Genomic DNA, 22,277 nt, shown 5'->3' with positions numbered 1-22,277 from the left:
GATGTATTCGCAGTCCTGTCACTGATGTTGTGCCTTCTGGGCAATGAAGCTTTCCGTCGAATCGTGTTTCGGTCCGCTGGCGATTTCATTGGCTGGTCCCTTCGACAAAACGAATATCTGTTTCCACGATTTCGATTCGGCACTGATCTGATTCTGTTGGCTTTCCCCCGTCATTGATCGCCGTTTGGTGATGTTCATTGGCGTGACCAGCGATACGAGCATGGCATTTTGATTGCCAGCCCGTCACGGTGGTGGGGTGTTGGCAGTCGCAGAACGGTGCAACCGGCGTCTCTGATAGAAATGAACCGCGATTTCTATTTCCAGAGCTTTATTCCTTCGTTCCTAACGATGCGGTACTTCTTCAAACTCGCTGACCCCCTTGCCCGTTCTTGTTTCTCCTTTGCCCCCGCAGGCAGGAGAATGACGAAGAGCGAATCGGCATCGGCTTAGCCTTCTGGATGACAAATGGCGAAAAAGAAACGCAGTAATCGCAATCGGAATGGTTCCGGTGGTTCGGGCAACGGTAACGGGCCCAATCACGGCGGAGGCCAAGGTGGTGGCGGCGGTGGTGGCCAAGGCCAAGGCGGTGGCGGTGGCCAAAACGGAAAACCTCGTGTTCGTCGTCGTCGCCGAGGCGGTGGTGGCGGAGGCGGCGGTGGAGGCGGCAATGGCAACAACCAAAACGGTGGTGTCGATCGCGAACCAGAAATCTCCAACGATGCTCCGCTGCTAGAAGGCGAAGGCATTCTGGAACTGCATCCCAATGGTTACGGATTCCTGCGGACCACCGAAAACAACTACTCTCGCGAACGAAGCGATCCATTTGTGCCGGGCACGATGATCGAAAAGTTCGGGCTCCGACAAGGTGTCCAGATCAAAGCGATGGTCCAAGAGGCACGCCGCCAACAGGGACCGCGAGTTCGCGAGATCCTGGACGTGGACGGCATCAAGCCCGAGGATTATCCGGAAGTCCCGAACTTCGACACTCTGACGGCCATCAACCCAGAAAAGTGGCTGCGTCTTGAACGCGGTCAGCGACCGGTCACCAACCGTGTGATCGATCTTCTGGCTCCGATGGGACTGGGCCAACGAGCCTTGATCGTCGCCCCGCCCCGCAGCGGTAAAACGATCATGCTGCAGGACATCGCGACTGGGATGGCAGAGAATCATCCCAACGTCAAATTGATGGTGCTGTTGATTGACGAGCGACCCGAAGAGGTCACGGACATGAAGCGGAACATCGTCAACGGCGAAGTCATCGCTAGCAGTCTGGATATGGACGTCGAAAGTCATGTTCGGCTTAGCCAATTGGTCATCGATCGGGCGAAACGCTTGGCCGAAATGGGCCAAGATGTGTTCCTGATGCTCGATTCGATCACCCGATTGGCTCGTGCCTTCAATAAGTGGGTGGGGCGATCCGGTCGTGGCGGAGCAACCATGTCGGGTGGTTTGGACATCAAGGCGATGGACGTGCCGAAGAAATTGTTCGCCACCGCTCGCGCCTTCCAAGAAGGTGGTTCGTTGACGATCGTGGGCACCTGCCTGGTCGATACGAACAGCCGGATGGACGAAGCGATTTTCCAAGAGTTCAAGGGGACCGGGAACATGGAATTGGTCCTGGATCGCCGCTTGGCCGATCGCCGCGTTTGGCCTTCGATCGACATTTCGCAGAGCGGTACCCGCCGCGAAGAATTGTTGCACGACGAAGAAACCTACGAAGCGGTCACGATGCTGCGACGAACGCTCAGTTCGATGCACCCCTGCGATGCCATGGAACAATTGACCAAGCAGTTGGGGCGGTTTGTCAGTAATGATGAATTCATCAAGCTGATCAGCGGTGCAAAAACATCGCTGTAACGATTTCTTGGTTGGGGCAGCGTATCCGACCTTGATCAAAACGTTCCGAGCGGCCAAGATATGCGTCGCTCGAGAACACCCGTCGCTGGGAATAGCCGGCGGCAACGGAGGATAAGCGAATTGGTGAGCGGCCTCACTGGAACTGAGGTACCCCGCAAGGGGCTGCGAGTTCGAGTCTCGTGTCCTCCGCTAACGATAAAAACACCCCGCAGAACACTTGTTCTGTGGGGTGTTTTTTTTGGTGTCCAGCGTTTTCGGGCTGCCAGTGTTTTCGGGCTGCCAGTGTTTTCGGGCGTCACGTGTTTTCGGGCGTCACGTGTTTTTTGCGGCCGAGGCAGCCGCGTCGATTGCCGGGGTCAAAGCACCGGTTGCCCAACTCTCCCCTTACGAGAATCAGTCATCGCTCGGAAAAAAGCCAAGAACGTCCTGTGTGACCCAGACCACTGCATTCAAGTGCGGGGGGCGCGTGTCCACAATCTGAAGAATATCGACGTCGATTTGCCTCGGAACGCCCTCGTTGTCTTCACGGGGATCTCGGGTTCGGGAAAGTCTTCGCTGGCCTTTGGCACGTTGTTCGCCGAATCGCAGCGTCGGTATCTCGATTCGGTATCACCCTACGCACGCCGATTGATCGACCAGGTGGGGGAACCGGACGTCGATGCGATCGATGGGTTGCCGCCCGCGGTGGCGCTCCAACAGCAGCGGGGAACCCCGTCGGCGCGTTCATCGGTGGGCAGCGTCACGACGATCTCCAACGGCCTCCGCATGCTGTATTCGCGTGCCGGTCAGTATCCTCGCGGCCAGAAAATTCTGTATGCCGATTCGTTTTCGCCGAATACGCCCGAGGGGGCATGTCCCAGGTGTCACGGCATCGGTCGGGTGTTCGAGGTAACGGAAAAGTTGTTGGTTCCCGACGACACCAAGTCGATTCGAGAGCAGGCTATTGCCGCTTGGCCGCCGGCCTGGCAGGGCCAAAACCTGCGTGACATTCTGGTTTCGCTCGGTCATGACATCGACAAGCCGTGGAAGAAGTTACCCAAGAAGACTCGCGACTGGATTTTATTTACCGACGAAACTCCCGTCGTTCCCGTCTACACACGGTCGGGCCTAAGCGAAGCCGGTGATCCGCAGCAGTCCGCAGCGCCAAGGTACATGGGGACCTTCACCAGCGCCCGTCGCTACGTGCTGCATTCGTTCACGACGACGCAGAGTCACCGCACCAAGAAACGTGTCTCGCAGTTCATGCAGATTTCACAGTGTCCGGACTGTGATGGGAAAAAGCTGAAGCGTGAATCGTTGTCGGTCAAGTTTGCGGGGCTGGACATTGGCGAATTGTCTCAATTGACGCTGACCGAACTGGCTGTGCGGTTGCGTGATGCTGCCGATGCAAAACCATCGGCAAGCGATCTGCATCGCGAGAAAGCGATTGTCGCCCAGCGGATTGCCAGCGACATTCTGGCCCGTGTCGAAGCGCTGACCAACCTTGGTTTGGGATACTTGTCACTGCAACGCAGCACGCCCACCCTATCGCCAGGCGAATTGCAGCGGTTGCGATTGGCCACTCAAATTCGCTCGCAACTCTTCGGCGTCGTCTACGTTCTTGATGAACCCTCGGCGGGTCTGCATCCGGCCGACACCAAGGCACTGTTGGGGGCCTTGGACGAACTGAAACAGTCTGGCAATTCGTTATTTGTCGTCGAGCACGACGTCAGCGTGATCGAGCATGCGGATTGGATCGTCGATATCGGACCGCAGGCAGGGACCCACGGCGGCGAAGTGGTTTACAGTGGCCCGCTAGACGGTTTGCGTGAAGTCAAAGAGTCGCACACGGCCAAGTGTCTGTTTTCGCCCCAACCCGAATCCCAGCACGCGCTGCGCCAGCCCACGGGCTGGCTGAAGTTGCAGCAAGTCCAGCGGAACAATCTTTGCGGTCTAGACGCCGATTTTCCGCTTGGCGTGCTGACGACCGTTACCGGCGTGTCGGGTTCCGGGAAATCGAGCTTGGTCAGTCAGGCAGTGGTCGAACTGGTCGGCGAAGCGCTCGGTCAAAAGAAAGAGGTCGATGCTCCCGAGGGCGAAGCCGACCTGTTGGAGCAAGAGCTAGAAACGTCGACCGGCGGAAGCATCGTCGACGGTATGGATCATGTCCGACGTTTGATCACCGTCGATCAGAAACCGATCGGTCGAACGCCTCGATCGAACCTAGCCACCTACACCGGTTTGTTCGATCACGTCCGCAAGTTGTTTGCGTTGACTCGCAAAGCAAAATCCCGTCGATACGATGCCGGTCGGTTTTCGTTCAATGTTGCCAAGGGACGCTGTCCGAACTGCGAAGGGGCGGGCTTCGTCAGCGTTGAATTGTTGTTTCTGCCTAGCGTCTATACGCCGTGTCCGGTTTGTCGCGGGCAACGTTACAACGATGCCACGCTTGAAGTCACCTATCGGGACAAGAACATCGCCGAAGTGCTGGACCTGACCGTCGAATCGGCACACGCATTTTTCGCGGATGAAACACCGGTGCTGCGTGCACTCGATGCCCTGTTGCACGTCGGTCTCGGCTACCTGCGTCTTGGTCAGCCTGCGACTGAGTTGTCGGGCGGCGAGGCGCAACGAATCAAGCTGGCGTCCGAGCTGCAGCGTGCACAGCGTGGCGACACTCTGTACGTCCTGGATGAACCAACCACGGGGCTGCATCCGGCGGACGTGTCGATGTTGATGTCTCAGTTGAACGGGCTGGTGGAGGCGGGCAACACCGTCATCATGGTCGAACACGACATGCAGGTTGCCAGCAACAGTGACTGGATCATCGACATCGGGCCTGGGGCCGGCGATAAGGGCGGGCGGATTGTCGCCCAGGGGCCACCTGCGAAAGTCGCCAAGTCCAAGAAGAGCCGGACCGCACCGTTTCTGTGTCGCTAGTCGGTCACTAGCCGTCACGTAAAACGGGCGCCCCGAAGTCGAGTCGCATCATGCCGATGTCAGCGGTCTGTTTCCATTAAACTGACCGGTGACCAAGACCGTCCAAGGTTTGTTGATTGACTCGTAAACGGCCGAACCAAAGCATGCGAAATTCGATTCTGATCGTGGCACTTTTGTTGATTCCACAACAGGTTTCGTCCCAGGAAAAAGGGGCAGCCGCCGGCAGACGCGAGGTTACCCGCAAACGCGAGATTCAATGGGTCAATCCGAAGATCCCGGACGTGAAAGGTCTGGTTCATCATGTGCTGCCCAGTGGGGCGATGGGGCATGACGTCGGTTACGTCGTCTGGACGCCCCCAGGCTTGGACGGTGACGCCGCCACCCGATATCCAGTGATCTATTTCCTGCATGGGGCGGGCGGGTCGGAGGCGTCGGATTCGGCAGGCTTTGCGTCGCGCGTCGCGGCCGCCATCCGCCAAGACCAGTTTCCGCCAACGATTTGCGTGTTCCCCAACGGTGGGATGAGCGGCTATCGCGGCGACGTCGAAACGATGATTGTGGACGAGCTGATCCCGTTGATCGATGCTGAGTATCCAACCAACCGGAATCCGTCCGGCCGAGCGGTGGCGGGGTTTTCGATGGGTGGCGCTGGATCGGTATCGTTGGCCATTGAGCACCCCGGACTATTTTGTGCGGCGGGAAGTTGGGGAGGTGCTTTGTCGTGGCGTGGCAGTGGCGAAGACAGTCCGCTATTGCCGGCCGCAATCGATCACGCCGACAAGCTGAAACGGCATGGCTTCGCACTGTTGACGATCAATGGAGACCAAGATCGGCCGGACGCTTTCATTCCTTTGGCAAAGACCCTTCAGCCGCTGGGGATCACGCACAAGACGGTCACGCTAAAGGACACCAACCACAATCTGGGCAAGTATTACGAGTTGGCCGGCGACACCATGATCGCCTTCCTTGCCGAACGATTCAGTGCGGCTTCGGACCACCAGTAGCGATCGCAGTGGAACGACCGGATGACCGGAAGAGATTTCCTCCCACACTTTGGCTTGCCCGATGCCCGTGCGCTACCACTTTCTGCTGTCGGTTTTGATTTTGGCCTTGGGGTTTGCACCGAGCGTCGACGGGCAGCAGCCGCCGGGTTCAGGCGGGATTGCCGCGAAGTATTCGCGTGATATTGGAATCGAAAGCGATCCCAGCGTGATCTTTTGCGAGAACTTTGAACTCGGCGATCTCGACGCGATCGGCCAGAGATGGGAAACCGTTGGCAATCCCGAGGTCATGTCGCTGAGCGAAGATGTGCCCGAGTCCAGTCATGGCAACCAATCGATGTTGATCAGTCAGGTTGCCGAGAAAGGGTCCGGAGCCGACCTGTATCGCAGGATCGACGAAGGGTACGACAAGATCTACACGCGGATGTACGTCAAGTTTGCAGAGGACTGTGAACCGGTTCATCATTTCGGAACCTGCGTTGGCGGCAATCATCCGTCGACCGGCTGGCCCTCTGTCCGCGCCGGGCAACCGACCGACGGCGACAAGTCATTCTGGGTGGGCATCGAACCGTTTGGGAAAAGCTGGACTTGGGTCTACTACACCTATTGGTGTGACATGCGTGCCAGCCCGCCGCGTGGCCAAAGCTGGGGGAATTTATCCGTTCGCGATGAATCGTTGAAGGTCCGCCGTGGCGAGTGGACCTGAACGTCAACTTCGTTTGGCTATACCTCTACCTGACCAGCGGCACGCCCGGTCATGTCAATCGTGTCTGGTTTGATGACGTCGTCGTGGCGAATCAGTACATGGGACCGATCCAAACCGAGTAGCCAGCTGCTCTGGTTTCCATTTGCCCTGGTATCGACGTGCCCTGGTATCGATGTGCCCTGGTATCGATGTGCCCTGGTATCGACGTGCCCTGGTTCGGGGCTCCCCCCACGGCAGCTTTCGCTGCTAGTCCGCTGCTAGTTCGCTGGCGAATCCGATTTCGGGGGGACCAAGTGTTTGGCGATCCGCGGATCGATCGTCTTCAGTTGCCCGGCAATCAGGTCGGCAATCGCATCGGCGCCGGTTGGGCTGAAGTGGGTTCGGTCGTTCTCGTCGGAGTTGTAGGCCGCGCTGGCCACCGGCCCGATTGCATTGTGGTGTTCGACGCTGAGGTGATACAGGTCGATAAACGCAGCATCCTGTTCCTTGGCGACCGCTTCGGCTGTTTTTGCAAAGTCGGGTAGCGTGGCTTTCAAGCCTGCATGTCGAGGCGAGATTTTTCCGTCCTTGCCAAAGTTTCGGCGAGTGACCGAGCTAAAAATGACTGCTTTGCCGCCCGCGTTCTTCACTCGCTGGGCATAGGACGTCAGCTTTTCTTGATACTGGTCCGTGCCGTACCGCTTTTGGTCATTGTGTCCGAATTGGATGAACACGTAGTCAGGATTCAGTTTCAATAGTACGTCTAGGCGGTCCGAGAGTGAATCCAGCGTGGCTCCGTTCTTGGCGAAATGTAGGACCTTGGTGTGCGTGTCGAATCGTTTTTCGATAGCGGGGCCCCAGCCATAAGTTGTCGCGACGGTGGAGTCGCCGATCAAACCGATTGTCAGTTCGTCGTGCGCCGAAGACGTCGTCGCCGAAACGCAAACGCAGATCAGAGCACAGAACAGCAGGCCAAGTCGTCGGTACATAGGAAGGTTCGGTCGCGAGGGGTTGAGCGAGGGAAGGGTTGAGCGAGGGAAGGGTTGAGCGAGGGAAGGGTTGAGCGAGGGAAGGGAGGCTGAATTCGTTGGTGCTCCACCGCGGTAAAGGCGGGGGGCGATGCTGATTGGCGTTGCACCCGCGATGGCGGATGTTTCAGTATTCCTTGAATCAACGACGATCATACACCACCCGCCATGCGAGGTTCGAACGCCTGCTTTTACGCGTCCATGCGTTGGCTTTGCCGAGTTGTTGGCGCGGGTGGCGAGTCATTGGCCGCTTTGGTCATTACTGCTGAACTCGGCATCCCTCCGCCGCGAACCTGCAACCCTTGTCGGGGGGGCTTCGGTGATGCGGTTTGGGGAAACGTAGTGACGACTTCCGCTACGAAAAGCCGAGATCGGTCGGGGGGGGCGTGACGTACCGCGTGACGACACAATCTAGGCCGCCACCAACGGGACAGGTCTTTTCGCTGATTGAGATGCTATGAACCAAATGGTAACAACGGACCCCGAATCGCCGGCCGACACCGCTCTATGGGTGGATCGATACGGTGATGCGTTGTATCGGTACGCCTTGTCGCGGCTGCGGGATTCCGAGTCGGCCGAGGAGGTGGTCCAGCAAACGTTTTTGGCCGGGCTGGAGCATCGTAGCCAGTACTCCGGGACTGGTTCGCTGCAGGGTTGGCTGATGGGAATCTTGAAACGGAAGGTCGTTGATTTCGTTCGCCAGCGAGATCGATACACGTTGTCCGACGATCTGGGCGACATCGAAGAGAATCGAGAGCCGCTGGGGACGTTTTTCGACCGCAAAGGTAACTGGAGCCAGAACGTCCGCGAGACCCTGCTAGAACCGCTCGATTCGGTCGACAAAGAAGAATTCTGGCCGATCTTTCAAAAGTGCATGGGGACGCTTCCCAAGCGGCAGTCCAGTGCGTTTTTGCTGCGAGAAATGGAGGGCTGCGAATCGGCGAAAATTTGTAAGGAATTGGGGATCAGTTCGTCCAATCTGTGGGTGTTGCTGCATCGTGCGCGACTGCGCCTTGCCAACTGCATCAAATTTCGTTGGCTTCAAGAACAGGATGAATAGGCAGCTCTGCGATGTTAACGTGCAAACAAATCTCTGAACTGATATCCCAGTCGCTGGATCGGCCCTTGCCGCTGGGCAAGCGTATGTCGGTCTGGATGCATCTGAAGATGTGCCGGTTGTGTGCTGCATTTCGGCGTGACCAGGTGCTGTTTCAAAGCAGCCTGTCACGGGAATTGGAACAGGTCGCCAAGTATGAAAAGGACCCCACGGTGCGGTTGCCTGACGACGCCAAGCGACGAATCGCCAAAGCCATGCAATCCAATGGATAGGGGCATCCCGAACTGTTCCGGTCGATTTTCTTGTAAGGATCCATCTTCAGCTTCGTCTACCTAACAGATCTGCGAGTCACCGGACGTGCGGGATGTCTGCACCGGCCAGCGGAACCTATCGCCTAGGAAGATGGCATGCCGCAGCATATTTGGCACTTCAGTAACAGCGATCTCTTTCGAAAGTTGCAGCCAGCACAGCTTCGAAGGCTCGAATCCTGCAGCCGGTCGCGGCTGTACCCGGCACGTAGTCCGATCTATCTGCCTAGCCAGCCAGCCGATAGCGTGTTCCTGATCCAGTCCGGCTTGGTAAAGGTTTGCAACCTGACCGGTGACGGCAAGCAGTCGATCTTGGCCTTTGTAGAACCGGGCCAGTTGTTCGGCGAGCTGGCGATCTTCGATCCGGATCAGCGAGACGAGTATGTGGAGGCGGTCGAAAAGACGATGGTGGTGGTGATCCCAGCCGTTGAACTGCAAAACCTCATCGCAGTGAACCACGCTGTCGCAATCTCGCTGGCAAAAATGATCGGACTGCGGCGGCATCAAATGGAACGGCGGTTAAAGAACTTGCTGTTCCAATCCAATCGCGACCGTCTGATTCATTTGTTGTTGGATCTGGCCGAACAGTTTGGTGTCAGCGGGAACGATGGCGTTCGTCTGCGGATCAAGTTGGCGCACCAGGAAATTGCCAACCTGATGGGAAGCACTCGCGAAACGGTCACCATCTTGCTTGGCCAATTGAGATCCGAGGGACTGATCGACGTCGGTCGCCGCAAAATTGTGATCTTCGATGCCGATCAGATGGCGACCATGGTGAATCGCAGGGCATCGTTCCCCAGCCGGTTCGTCTGCAGCTAATCAGGCGGCATCCATTGACTGGCCGTCCAAACGTGGCCCCCAAGAAATGCTTCAGCCGCGCCGTTTAGACGCGATCGTTTGCCAATCAATCGGTGACTCTCGGGTGCCGTGCGCCGGATGAACCGTGGTTACCTTTTGGCATCGAAAAATCGCACCGGTCGTCACCGCTAAGGGGTGTCCGCCGTGGGGGCCGCCGCCGGTTGGTGAAGGGAACTGCTGCGTTGGCCAAGCGAATAGCCGTACCGAGGTGTTTTCGGCAACGATTGGATCCATCCCGCTGGCAGCGACTGTTGACGTGTCCCGTGTGGGGCAGCGTCCAATTGTTCGTCGCCGAGTGTCCGAAACGGATACGGCTGTCGAAGGTAGGATTGCGTTTCCTCGGCGGGTGCCGAATCGGTTGTCAAAGCATCCGTTGAACCCGATTCGGCCGAGCTAGGGGCTAACGGAATCGTCGTTTCCAGCAATGGGTCGGCCGGTCCGCTTAGGTGACGGTAGAAGCTGGGTGGCAGGTCAATCGTTTGCGTTTGACGGCGCGGTGGTATCGCGGATTTGGGCAATGCGTTCTTGTTGAACGCGGCCAATTGAGGTGCCGAAGTGGTATCGCCGGAAACCGATGCCTGCGTCACTGCCTGATATTCACGGCTTTCCGCTTCCACAACCTCTGCGGGTCGGTTCATGCCTGGTAGTAGTTTGACGGTCGAGTCGGAGATGACAACGCCGCCGCCTCGTCCTTCAAAGCGAACGATCAAACTGAGCTGTTCGTTGTAGCCACCGACTTCGTCCCAAGGGCACCACACGCTGTACGAGGTCCCCATCGACGTCTGGCTCATGTGTTCGGCGAATTGATCGGCCGTGAACACAAACTTGCGTTTTGGCTTGGTCGATTGGGGGGTTAGGTCGTTCGCATCGAAAGCATAGACCGCCAACCCACCATCGACCTTCACGGGGTCGGCATCTTGTCCGTTGTAAAAATAGATTCGGCCGCCGAATCCGCGTACGCCGGGTTGTTGCGGTTGGTGCAAGATCGTGTCGGCCCACATCACCATCATGCGAGTAGGAACGACGGCGACTTCTTCCTTTTCGAACAGCTTGGTCGACCATGACGGCCGGTCAGGAACAAATTGGCAGCCGATGGATCCGGTCAAAGCGCTCAACAGGGTCGCCAACGCGATCGACCGATTTAGAATTGGGTGCTTGATCATTACAAATTCCCCCTGATACCAGAGCCGGTGGGGACATCAGGATTGCTAGATGGAACACTGCCCGGCAGCATCGTCGATTCACTTGGAAAGGGGAAATCGGGTGTCACGCCATTCTTAGGTGCCATCGTTGATTCGGGCCACGTGAAATCGTTCGGTGCTACTTCCATGACGCTTTCGTTTCCGATCGGAAGGTCGTGCAAGGTTGGATTGTCGGATGGATCCCAAGCACGCTGACCACGTGGGTCATCGTACGGATAGATCACTTCGACGCCGTCGACTTGGCCAGGATCCGATAGCAGCGAATCCATCATCGGTTGGCCAATGATTTCCCCGTGCAGATCGAATACGTCGCACGCACACCAGCTCATTCGAGCCATCTCGGTCTGCTTCAGCCTTTCCATGTCGGCTTCGGATCGCACGATATGGGGTGTCAGAATGATCAACAGTTCGGCTCGCGTGTTCGAAACTGAATCGTAACGGAACAGGTGTTTCACAATCGGAATGTCGCCCAACCAAGGCACTTTGCGATGCAATTGCTTTTGTTTGGTCGAAATCAGTCCGCCCAGCACGATGGTCTCGCCATCGGCGGCGCTCACGGTTGCTTGGGCACTGGCCACGTTGACTCTTGGGCTTCGCACGACGGTACCGTCGGCGGTGGCCGAAACGGGGATGCCTTCCGATTCCGGACCGACTTCGGATTTCTCGGCGTCGATCTCCATCGTCACGTTGCCTTCGGGGCTGATTCTTGGCGTCACGCCCAGGATCAATCCGACGTTCTCCATCGTGATCGTGTTTTGTTGGCCAATCTGTGTGATCGTAGAACCGGTGATCCGAGGGACGCGTTGGCCGACTTGGATGAATGCCGATTGATTGTCCAGCGTTAGGATCTGTGGTCGGCTCAGAACGTCCAAGCGGCGCGATTCTTCCAACGCTCTTAGCAATGCGCTGACGTTCTGGCTGCTTGCGGATAGCACCAAACCGCCAAAGCCAAGTTCGGCGTTGGATCGACCGAGTGCAAAGTTGGAAAGCCCTTGGCCGCCGACGTCCCCAGCATTGGCCAACGCTTGGGATGAACCGCTGTTGCCAAGCGGATCAACGCTGTTGAAGCCAAAGCCAGGATCATTGGTGGCAGAGACGACGTTTTGTTGGGTCGTCGAAGTGACTGCTCCACCCGGCGATGTCACGTTTGTTGTGCTGGTGACGGTCAACAAGTCGCCCAGCAGACTGCGGTCGAACAGGACCGAGTCCTGGATGCCAAGTTCGACACCAAATTCATCGGTATTGTTCAGGGCGACTTCTGCGATCAGGACTTGAATCATCACCTGAGGCGGTTGTTCGTCCAATTTCTCGATCATCGTCCGGATCTCGTTGAAGTAGCGCGGCGTCGCACTGACAATCAACTTGTTGGATACCGGTTCGGGAACCACGACCACTTCTTTTTCAAGCTGTGCGAAGGGGTTCAATGTGGCGGGCGATGCGTTTTCAACTTGCCGCGTGTTGCGAAGGAATTCGTTAATCGCCAACGCGACATCCACCGCGGGTGAATTCTTCAGCTGATACACGATGTTCTGTCGCTGCATCGCGTCGGCTTCGTCCAACCGCATTAGCAATGCGTCGACAATCTTCAAATCGCCGTCCGATCCGGTCGCGATGATGCTGTTGCTGCGAACATCGACGGTGAACCGCAGCGGAGCCAAGGATGATTCACCTGGGGAACTGGACAGTTGGGCGCTCGTCACCGGATCGGCACCTGCTTGGCTGGGCAACAGCGACCGCAGGGTTTGGATCAGGCTGGCAGCGTCCCCGTTTTGAATGGGGAAGATCTTGATCTTGGCGACCATGCCCGGCGAATCGAGTTTGTCGATCAGAGCTTCGATCACTTCGAAGTTCTCCGCCGGTGATGTGACGATCAAGCTGTTCTTTCTCGCATCCACCGTGATTTGAACATTGTCCAGAATGCCAGACAAAATGGTCTCGCCACGGCCCATGCCATCTAGCATCAGCTCCATCGCACTCGGACGCGCATTCGTGCCCGCCGTGGAAATGGTTTCGCGAAGTGTTTCGGCGACATCAGCAGCAAGTCCGTTTCGGATCTCGAAGACTCGAGTTCGCTGGACGGTTCCGCCATCGAGCGTATCGAGTCGTTCGACCAAACGAGCCACTTCCTGCATGTCTCTGGGGGCAGCGTGAACGATCAGCGAATTGGTGCGTGTATCGATCGTCGCTTGGATGGTCGGTGTTAGCCCCCCCTGGCGATTGGCGAACAAGGTGGTGACGGTTTGTTGCACCGCAGCCGCCGATGCGTATTTCAGCCGAAACAGGTTGAACTGGCTTTCCGGTGGAACGGGTTGATCCAGCTTGCTGATCAGATCCTTCAACGCAACGACTGCGTCGCCCCATCCGAGCAGCAGGATGGCGTTTGGTTTGCCCAGTGGGGTCACCGTGGCGCGTCCCTGGCGTGTCCCCAGCAAACTCGTTTGCGTCTCTTCGATCAGCTCGGTGATGCTTTGCGATTGGGTGTGTTCGAGGTGGATGACCTCGATGGCCGGTTGGGTTTGGCGGCTAAGCAGTTCCATTTCGCGGATGATCTCCGCCAACTGGTCAAGATCTTGATCACGTCCCCTCAGGATGATCGCATCCAGGTCCGGCAGCGTTTGGACTTCGACGCCTTCGAGTTGCGGCAGCGACGGACTTTCGGTTCGTGGGTTCGCGGCACGATTGGTTGGGTTGGCCGCAGCATTGTTGTTTTGGTCGCCGTTGTTCTGGTCATCGTTGCCGCGGGCCGGACTACCTGGGGGGGCTGGTAATTCTTCGGTCACCTCCGCAGCGTCTTGTCGCAGTCCGGTCAAACGGAACAGCAGTCGGGCGTTGGGATCGTCCGCGCTGGCACCGTCGCTGTGGGGGTGGGCGTGGTTGTTGCGTCTAGTCGATCGAAGCATCTGTTGCACATCGGCTTGCACTTCAGGCTGCAACATCAAAACACGTTGCTGAGGCTGTCCGGTCAGCGAAGTGGGTTGCCGCTGATAGCGTCCGACCAAGGCAGAGAGCAAGCGTCCAAATTGGTCCACCGTCGAAGCGGGGCCATCGACCAACACATCGTCTCGATCCAAGTCGAATGCGATCTTCAAAGTACCCGAGGGGGTAGCGAGCAACCATTGTCCCGTCGGTGCTTGCCCGCCGGTGGGGGATGTCGTTGTTAATCGCTGGCCGAACAGTCGTAGCAGTTCATCACGGATGACTTGCGATTGTCCGGTCGGTAGCGGCATCAGCCGTCTGGTCGTTTCGACGTTGGCGGCTCGGTTGGGTGGGGTGGTAGTAGCACTGACGCCGCTAGTGCGAGCCCGCGAATGGGTGGACGCCGATCGAGACGCGTTGCTGGTATCGGTGCTGGGCATCCGGGTTGGCGGAACGGTGACAGCAGCACGATTCGGTCGGCCACTGTTGGCTGGTTCGGCGATCCAGTCGGGCGAACTCGATGAATTCGTCTTGGCGACATCGACGCGTTGCAGAACCTGTTGGAACAGATCATGGACCCAAGGTGGCCCAGCGACGGAGATCCGATCGTTTTGCGTACCGAGTCGAATTTTTGCTTCGGGTGAATTCGCTACCAATGGCGCAAACACCTGCTCGATCTCTGCGGCGCTTCGATGACGCGTCACGTAGGATATCGTTTCCGCGGTTTCGTCGCCTTGGGCAACGCTATCGACAACGCAGAGCGAGGCCATGAGCGCGACCAGTGCGTGTATGAGTTTCTGCCGGACCTTGGACATCCTGTTTTCTGGCTTTCGTGGTAGTGTTCGTCACGCAGCGCCGTCTGCCGCCTAAAATGGTGATCAATGATGCGATCTATGAAAGGCAAAGTGTGCGTGTCAAGGCAAATCGATCGAATCGCTGACACGCATGAGACCCGCTGACGAAAAGCCGACAAAGCGCAGGCGTGCGGGTTCCGCACCGGAAATCGCGGGGCCGATGGCCTGTTTGGACGCCCATGGGATCGATTCCGCAAATTTTCGAGTCGATCAAAAAGTGCTGCCATTGCTGCGTCCATCTTGATCCGATGCAGGTACACCATCGCGACGTTTGTGTGCTGAATCGCCGGGCGACATTCGGTTGGTTGCTGTTCCGATGAAGGCTCTGACGGTCCGTTTGCGGGGTCGGCGTTGCTTGACCGAGCGTGCTGACAGATTAGAGTGATAATTTGGTTCAACTCGTACCAAGAACCCGCCTCGACAAGCTTCCGAATTGCGAAGCTCCCGCCGGATCCAAATCCATGCTGCCTCCCCGAGACTTGATTCATCTAGTCTTTCTGCTGTCGCTTTGTGCACCTCTGCATTCCGCCTCAGCCGAACCTCCCGCCAAAACGTCTGCTGCCGCGGATACGCCAGCGGCTGAACCTGCGCAGGTTGCAGCGCCGCTTCCGGCAGAACCCGCGACGGATACACCGGTGGCGGCCGAACCGGTAACGGAAGAACCGGTGGCAAAGGAACCAGTGGCCGCTGCGCCAGTGGTGGCTGTCCAAACCGAATCCTCCGATCCGTTGCAAAGCCCGTTTCCGCTTGCCCAAGTCAGTCGTCTGGTTCACCCCGACGTCGCTGACGAACTCGGGCTTGGCGACGTCCAACGCGCTAAGATTCAAAGTCTGCTGGCACAGCGGACCGAGATCAACGTTTCATCCGATGCCGCGGACAAGAATCAGAAGCTGATCGCGATCGACCGAAAAATTCGCGACACGTTGAATGCCGACCAATTTAAAAAGTGGACCACCAGCGGTCCGACCAGTGAACTGCGATTTCAATTTCGCGAACAGCCTTGGGGCGAGGTGTTGGATTGGTTCGCACGTCAAGAAGGTCTGACGTTGGTGATGAACCAAGTGCCCCCCGGCACGTTCACCTACACAGACACGCGGTCCTACAACGCATCGGAGGCAATCGATCTGCTGAACAGCGTGCTGCTGACTCGCAGCTACACGTTGGTCCGTCGCGAAAAGATGCTGACGGTATTGCAGCTATCCAATTCGATCCCCATCGATTTGATTCCACGCGTACCGCTGGAAGAATTGCCAAGTCGCGGCAGATTTGAATTGGTCAGCGTTCTGTTCTCGCTCGGCAACCGCCCGGTCGACGCGGTCATCCAAGAGGTTCAGCCGTACCTTGGTTCGTTTGGTCGTGCGATCGCCCTACCGAAAAGCAAGCAACTGTTGGTTGTCGAGACGGCCGGCAAAATGGATACGATCAATGTATTGATCAACACGGTGCCCGAACCACGAGCGGTTCCGAAACCGGACAAGCCCGAAAAACCACCCGCACCCGTCTTTGCCGCCTATGCACTGGGTGAACTTGATCCGACCGTCGTGTTGGACAAAATGAAAGAATTGGTCGGTAGCGATCGCATCGCAGTCGACGAGAAAACGCGGCTGCTGACCGCTTTCGTGATTCCTACGCAGCAAACTGCGATCCAGACCGCCGTCGAAAAGATGCGAGCCGAAATCGAGGCGGCGCCGGCGAATGTTTCGGTTGCCTATCCGCTTCGCAGCGGAAGTGAAGAACAGATTCGCGAGCAAGTCACCGCAATCGCACCGCGGGCAACGGTCAGTGTCGACACTGTCGCGGCCCAAGTGATGGTCACCGCTTCGCCGGACGAACAGAGTCGTATTGCCGACGCTTTCACCGCGATGGGCATTACCGCGACCAAGTCGGACATGAAAGTCAAAGCGTTTCAGGTCGACCCGGTGCAGTCCACCGTCATCTCCACGGCGCTGCAGACGATGATTCCGACAGCCCAAGTCGTCGGAAATCGTTCGCTGGGAACGGTTGTCGTGCATGGCAGTGACCAAGACATCGCTTTGGCCGATCAGGTGATCCAGCGTTGGCGTGGGGCGGACCTGGAAAGCGGCGTCCTTCTGCACGCGTTCGAGTTGCCTCGGCCGGGATCCGTCGAATGGCTGGCGACCGTCACCAAAGTCGTGCCGCGAGCACAGGTTTGGTTGGGCACCGAAGCCCAGCAGCTGATCTTGCTGGGCAGCGGCGAAGAGAAAGCCAGACTGGAAGGGATGCTGCCACAATTGCTGACCGCATTGCCAAGTCCACCCGATCGCGTGCTGCAGACTTATGAATTGTCGGCGACTGAACTGGCCCGTTGGCAAGAGTTCCTGCCCATCCTTGCCGAACAGCTTCCCGGTGTCCAACCGATCGTTCGTCCGGCCGGCGAAGATGGTTCATCCGAGTTGTTGGTGTGGGCTACCCAAGAACACCAAGCACGTTTGGCCGAAGTCGTCGCACAGATCCGAAAGGCAACGCCCCAAACGATGCTGCAGTGGCCGAAAATCTACGATCTCGAAAAACGCGACCCGTCACTGTTCAGTGAACTGTTGGCAATCCGCTTCCCCGGAGTCCGAGTTACCGCCGATGCTGCTTCGGGCCAGCTGACCGTATGGGCCGAACGAGACACGCACGGCAAGATTTCCGAACTGTTGACGCAGATCTCGGACGAACTGCCTGCAAACCCGGAATTGGTGCTCAAGAGTTATCACAGCGAAGATCGCACACCGACCGAGCTGCAAACCTTGTTGGCACCGGTGATTGCATCCGCCACCGCTGCGGGAAGCCGTGGCACATTTACCCCGATCGGTGCCATCACGGTCGACACCGCAGGTCGGCGATTGATGATCATGGCAACCGAGGATGCGCACCAGAAAATCGATCAGTTTGTGCAGGAACTTGGCAAGCCGATGCCGGTCGATCAAGAACTGATCTTGCTGGCGTACAGTCTGGCCGAGGCCCAAGCGTCGGATGTCAAGTTGCTGATCGATCAAGCCATCGATGGTGCGACTGTCATCGCTGATGATCGTCGTCAGCAGTTGGTGGTCACGGCGACTCTGGCTCATCATGGCCGGATCAAAACGCTGATCAACGAGGTCGATCGACCCGCGTCCAAGTTCGCCAGCGAAGAAATTCGTGCTTACGAGCTCAACGAATTGCAAGCCGCGACCATGCTGCCCACGCTGCAATCGCTGTGGCCGCGGATGAAACTGACGGTGGATGTCAAAAGCAACCGGATCGTGGCCTCTGGCAATGCCGACGACCATGAATCGTTCCGCCTGTCGATCGAACGACTCAATATGTCGGGCAGCGGCGAAGAGATGCGGGTGGAAACCTATAGTATTCCGATCGGCGATTTGACGACCTTGCCAGCGGTGCTGAATCAAATTGCGCCACAAGCGATCATCAGCACGGACGTTGTCAATCGAGCAATTGTCGTGTGGGCAAGTGACGACCAACACGAACGTGTTGCTGCGGCGATCGAGCAGCTAACTGTCACGGCCGAAGGTCGCCGGGAAATCGAGGTCTATCAGGTCACCCCCGCAAAGGTGGCGATCACTCGATTGGTGCTGATGTCGCTGTTTCCCGCCGCCACCATCGGTGCGGACACCGCCAACGGGCAATTGACTGTTCTGGCGTCCAAAGAGATGCAGGGGAAGATTGCGGAAGTCTTAGAGAAAACGTCCAGGGCCGATAAAGAAGGATCGAATCTGGAACCACGTCTGTACGACACCACCGCACAGATTCGCACGGCGTTCGCCAGTGTCTTGGCTACCACCGTCCCCAGTGCGACGATCGTTGTGACCGGGGCTGCCGATCCCAACCAGGTGATGATTCTGGCGTCGCCCGAAGATCACGAAAGAGTCACGGCGTTGCTGGGAAAACTGTTGGACCAGACCGGGCCGGCGCCCGAAACGAAAGTGCAGGCATTCGAGCTGGATCGTGCCGATCCCACCGCATTCCAAACTTTCTTAACCGAGCGTCATCCCGCTGCAAAAATTCTGAGTGGTGCCGGAACCAATCGTTTGGTGATCGCGGCTACCGAACAGGAACACGCGGGAATCTCGCAGACCATCGAAGAACTCGAAAAAGTGTTTGCTCAAGCGGGCCAGCGTGAACTGCATGTCTATCCCATTCGCAAAGATTTGACACAGCAAGCCGTCACCGGGGTTTCCACCGAAGTGCCGCGTGCCAGGTTGTTGCCGAGCGGCGACCCCGAACGAATTCTGTTGGTGGCGTCGGCGACCGAACACGCCAAATACGCGGCTTGGTTGGAACAGTTGCAGGAACAGGTTCCCGAGCCAGAGGCGACTACGTCGCAGGTCTATCCGCTGGATTTCGGCGACCCGACCGGTGCGGTGCGAGTGCTGACAACTCTTCTGCCAAAAGTTGTCTTTGCCGCCGATACGGTTGGGAAAACGGTCGCTGCAACCGGCACCGCCGAGGACCACGAAACGATCAAAGCGTTCATCCAGCAATACGATGACCGGCAGATGGACGATGCGGAAACCAAGGTGTTCGTCTTGGGCGATGCCGACGCGACTTCGCTTTCACTCGCCGTCACGCAAATGGCACCGACGGCTCGTGTCACGCCAGACCGGATCGGCAATCGGTTGATCGTGACCGCACCCAAAGCAATTCTGGAACGCATCTCCGCAGCGATTGACAGCATGGAATCGGATCCGACCAAGCAGCGGACGTCCAAAAGTTACGGGTTGGACGAAGGCACGACATATTCTCTGTCCCTCGCGATCCAAGGATCCTTTCCCCGTGCCAAAATTGCCGCAGACACGCTCAACAACCGGTTGATCATCTCGGCGACTGATGCCGAGCATGTCGAAATTGCAAAACTATTTGATTCGCTGAACGCGGGCGAAACGAAGCTGACCAAAAGTTATGTGTTGGAAAATGGTCGTGCCACGATCACCCGTTCGGCGTTGCAGTCCAGTTTTCCCCGATCAACCATTTCTGCCGATTCCACCAGCAACCATCTGATTGTTGCGGCTAGCGAATCGGATCATGAAAAGATCGCCGAGGTGATCCAGTCGATGAACGCCGATGGGAAGAAAGTCACCCAGAACTACGTTTTGGAGACGGGCAATTCGACGGCCGTCCGCTTGGCCTTGCAAGCTAGTTTCCCCAACGCAACTATTTCGTCCGATTCCCGCAGCAACAGTCTGATCGTATCGGCAAGCGAAGAAGACCAACAGATGATCCAGGCGTTTGTCGAACAGATGAACGTCGGCGGGCAGCAGACCACACAGAGCTATGCACTTGAAAATGGCAACGCTGCGACACTGCGTCTGGCTCTGCAGGCGACGTTCCCGCAAGCGACGATCGGTGCCGATTCGGTCAACGACACTCTGATCGTTTCTGCGTCTGCGGAAGAACAAAAAGAGATCGCGGTCCTGGTTCAACAGATCAACGATGCCCCGGCGCGATCCACCGATTTGCATGCGTACGCGTTGGCCAACGCAAATCCCCAAACCGTTGTCGATGCACTGCAGCAAGCTTTCGGTCGCCGATCGACCGTGGGTGTCAGTGCCGACGACGAGAGCGGAACCGTGTTCGTCGTTGGATTGCCACGTGAACAAGAAATCGCCAAGCAAGTGATCCAGCAGATGGATCGCGTCGATCCCCTGACCCGTGATCGCCGCTTGAAAGCTTTCTCGCTTGCGGGAATCGATGGGGATGATGTGGCCGACGCCGTGGAAAGCTTGTTCGCCGATGCCCGCCCCACCGTCGATGTTCGCTACGACTTTTACAACGAACAGCTGGTGGTCATTGGAACCGAAGAACAATTGAATCTGGTCGAAGAAACGCTGCAGCAGTTTGATCCGCCCGAACGTGAACTGGCGATCTTTCCGCTTCGCGAGAACGATCCCAATTCGGCGCGTGATGCGGTCAATTCGCTGTTTGCGGATCTGCCAACCAATGAAGTCCCGGCGATCACGGTCGACCAAGATCGTCAGCAATTGTTAATCCGAGCGACAACGCAGCAGCTTGGTGAGATTCGAACCTTACTCGGTCGCCTTGGTGAATCTGTGCAGGCCGATAGCAGTACCGGCCAAGGTTCCGCTGGAATCTCGGGCTCAGGCTCTCGTGTGCGAACCGTCTCGGTTGGCCGAGATTCCGATTCGCTGCTGGAACAGCTACGGCGGGTCTGGCCCAATCTTCGCCAAAACCCGCTGCAGGTGATCCGTTCGACCGACCCCGATACTGAACAAGCCGCTCCGGAGCCAGGCGATACCGACGCCGGCGATGGTGCAAAGTCGATTCCGACCCAGAATTCAGCATCCGCGGACCTGCGTGGGATCGCCCGCCCCAATGAATCGGTCGCCGAGTCGGCTGTTGAACTGGTCACCACCGAAGTCACCGGGGGGCAAATCGAGGCCGCGAAGCCTGGCACCCACGACAGCCCCGCGGTGTTGATTTTGCCGGGCGACGGCCAATGGGTCATCGCGTCGGAAGATGCCGAGGCCGTCGATATGCTGGCAAAGTTGTTAGAAGTCGCTGTCAACCCACCGATGACAGCGGTCGCCGAAAGCGGCAATCTGTCGATCTATGTGCTGAAACATGGAAATGCCGAGGATTTGGAAGATTTGCTGACGGATCTGTTTCAGGAAAGCCGTGCAAGTGCTCGATCGCGGCTGACCAGCGACATGTCGCAAACTCGGATCGTCGCTGACACGCGTATCAATGCCTTGATCGTCCAGAGTTCACGGGCGACCCGAGGCGTGATCGAGGACCTGTTGGCGGTTCTCGATTCGCGTGAATTCATCGATTCGTTGCAGTTGGCAACGCCGCAGATCATTCCGATCGTGAACACGGACGTGCAGCGTGTGGAGAGCATGCTGCGGACGGTGTACAGCAGCCAACTATCACGAGGCCGCAATCGGCCACAGATATCGATTCCGGAAGGGGTTTCTGCGGAAGTGGCATCGATGTTGGAACAGATCAATGCCGAAACGTCGGGGCCGCTGTTGACCCTGAGCGCCGATGACATCAGCAATTCGATCGTGATGCGAGCCCCCCCCGAACTGTCCGAAGAAATCCGTGATTTTGTCAAACAAGTCGATCAGCAGGCAGTTAGCAATCGATCAGGCAGAATGAGGATTATTCCACTGCAAACGATCAATGCAGAGCAAATGGAGCAGGTTTTACGGCAATTCACACGCAGCAGCCGCAGTGGCAGAGGCCGCTAACGGTCAGATTTCGGCTCACTTGCCGACGGTGCCTAACAGACACACTTTGACTCAGTCAGCCGATTTCACTACAATTTAAAGCTGATACCCACCTAAATCAGTCGGGACACGCCAATGACAAGGTCGTCATTTGGTCCCCGATCCCACCCCCAACGAAGCCAAAGGCAGTCGTCAGATTAGCAGGCGGTGAAATCACGCAACGTGAATTCACAGTCGGTTGGTTGATCGGCGGCATAGCAGCGTCTCGGCGAACGAGGCTTGCTCAGTCCCCACTGCTGTTTTCGTGAGCCCTGCTCGCGTCGACCTCGGCGACGGTGACTTTGCAGCGTCCGAATTCGCTGGATGCAGGTTTTTGGCCCTCACCAAAGCGATGCAAGC

13 protein-coding genes and 1 tRNA gene are annotated in these 22,277 nt (G+C 57.4%); 10 read left to right on the top strand and 4 right to left on the bottom strand.

Annotated features, from left to right (window positions below):
• Positions 1-18: 18 nt before the first annotated feature.
• Positions 19-198, bottom strand: coding sequence for a hypothetical protein (locus tag K227x_RS18235; RefSeq protein ID WP_218933349.1), 180 nt, complete (start codon positions 196-198; stop codon positions 19-21).
• A 267-nt stretch (positions 199-465) separates the two neighbouring features.
• Here K227x_RS18235 and rho point away from each other — a divergent pair, with 267 nt between their 5' ends.
• From rho to K227x_RS31460, 6 genes are all read left to right on the top strand, one after another.
• Positions 466-1,857, top strand: a complete 1,392-nt coding sequence (gene rho, locus K227x_RS18230; protein ID WP_145171725.1) for a transcription termination factor Rho — start codon at positions 466-468, stop codon at positions 1,855-1,857.
• Between the two features lie 106 nt (positions 1,858-1,963).
• Positions 1,964-2,046 (top strand) — tRNA-Ser (locus K227x_RS18225).
• Positions 2,047-2,355: 309 nt separating this feature from the next.
• Positions 2,356-4,776 carry an excinuclease ABC subunit UvrA gene (locus K227x_RS18220; protein WP_218933348.1) on the top strand — a complete coding sequence of 807 codons (2,421 nt, stop codon included), beginning with the start codon at positions 2,356-2,358 and terminating at the stop codon, positions 4,774-4,776.
• Between the two features lie 143 nt (positions 4,777-4,919).
• Positions 4,920-5,780 (top strand): alpha/beta hydrolase, encoded by an 861-nt coding sequence (locus K227x_RS18215; protein ID WP_145171723.1) that lies wholly within the window; start codon positions 4,920-4,922, stop codon positions 5,778-5,780.
• A 61-nt stretch (positions 5,781-5,841) separates the two neighbouring features.
• Positions 5,842-6,483 (top strand): hypothetical protein, encoded by a 642-nt coding sequence (locus K227x_RS18210; protein ID WP_145171721.1) that lies wholly within the window; start codon positions 5,842-5,844, stop codon positions 6,481-6,483.
• The gene (locus K227x_RS31460) at positions 6,474-6,605 is read left to right on the top strand and encodes a hypothetical protein (protein WP_261343407.1); all 132 of its coding nucleotides are present in this window, start codon (positions 6,474-6,476) and stop codon (positions 6,603-6,605) included. The genes K227x_RS18210 and K227x_RS31460 overlap by 10 nt, the downstream gene beginning before the upstream one ends.
• A gap of 135 nt (positions 6,606-6,740) precedes the next feature.
• On the opposite strand, the gene K227x_RS18205 is transcribed toward K227x_RS31460, so the two are convergent.
• On the bottom strand, positions 6,741-7,451 hold the full coding sequence (locus K227x_RS18205) for a rhamnogalacturonan acetylesterase (RefSeq protein ID WP_145171719.1): 711 nt from the start codon (positions 7,449-7,451) through the stop codon (positions 6,741-6,743).
• A 496-nt stretch (positions 7,452-7,947) separates the two neighbouring features.
• Between K227x_RS18205 and K227x_RS18200 the strand changes: the two genes are divergently transcribed.
• The 3 genes from K227x_RS18200 (at position 7,948) to K227x_RS18190 (ending at position 9,674) form a co-directional block, all read left to right on the top strand.
• On the top strand, positions 7,948-8,550 hold the full coding sequence (locus tag K227x_RS18200; RefSeq protein WP_246145901.1) for a sigma-70 family RNA polymerase sigma factor: 603 nt from the start codon (positions 7,948-7,950) through the stop codon (positions 8,548-8,550).
• Positions 8,551-8,561: 11 nt separating this feature from the next.
• Entirely contained in the window at positions 8,562-8,819 is a 258-nt protein-coding gene (locus tag K227x_RS18195) for a zf-HC2 domain-containing protein (protein WP_145171717.1), read from the top strand.
• Positions 8,820-8,954: 135 nt separating this feature from the next.
• The gene (locus K227x_RS18190; RefSeq protein ID WP_145171715.1) at positions 8,955-9,674 is read left to right on the top strand and encodes a Crp/Fnr family transcriptional regulator; all 720 of its coding nucleotides are present in this window, start codon (positions 8,955-8,957) and stop codon (positions 9,672-9,674) included.
• A gap of 167 nt (positions 9,675-9,841) precedes the next feature.
• On the opposite strand, the gene K227x_RS18185 is transcribed toward K227x_RS18190, so the two are convergent.
• Positions 9,842-10,876 carry a hypothetical protein gene (locus tag K227x_RS18185; RefSeq protein ID WP_145171713.1) on the bottom strand — a complete coding sequence of 345 codons (1,035 nt, stop codon included), beginning with the start codon at positions 10,874-10,876 and terminating at the stop codon, positions 9,842-9,844.
• A complete protein-coding gene (locus K227x_RS18180; protein WP_218933347.1) occupies positions 10,876-14,601 on the bottom strand; it encodes a secretin N-terminal domain-containing protein in 3,726 nt (1,241 codons plus the stop codon). Before K227x_RS18180 ends, K227x_RS18185 begins: the two co-directional genes overlap by 1 nt.
• 545 nt (positions 14,602-15,146) lie before the next feature.
• Between K227x_RS18180 and K227x_RS18175 the strand changes: the two genes are divergently transcribed.
• Positions 15,147-21,899 (top strand): secretin N-terminal domain-containing protein, encoded by a 6,753-nt coding sequence (locus K227x_RS18175; protein WP_145171709.1) that lies wholly within the window; start codon positions 15,147-15,149, stop codon positions 21,897-21,899.
• The last annotated feature ends 378 nt before the right edge of the window (positions 21,900-22,277 follow it).

The sequence above is a fragment of the Rubripirellula lacrimiformis genome (assembly GCF_007741535.1).
GTDB classification, from domain to species: Bacteria; Planctomycetota; Planctomycetia; order Pirellulales; family Pirellulaceae; genus Rubripirellula; species Rubripirellula lacrimiformis.
Note: the sequence above shows the minus strand (reverse complement) of the source record. Positions and strands in the feature narration are given on the sequence as shown.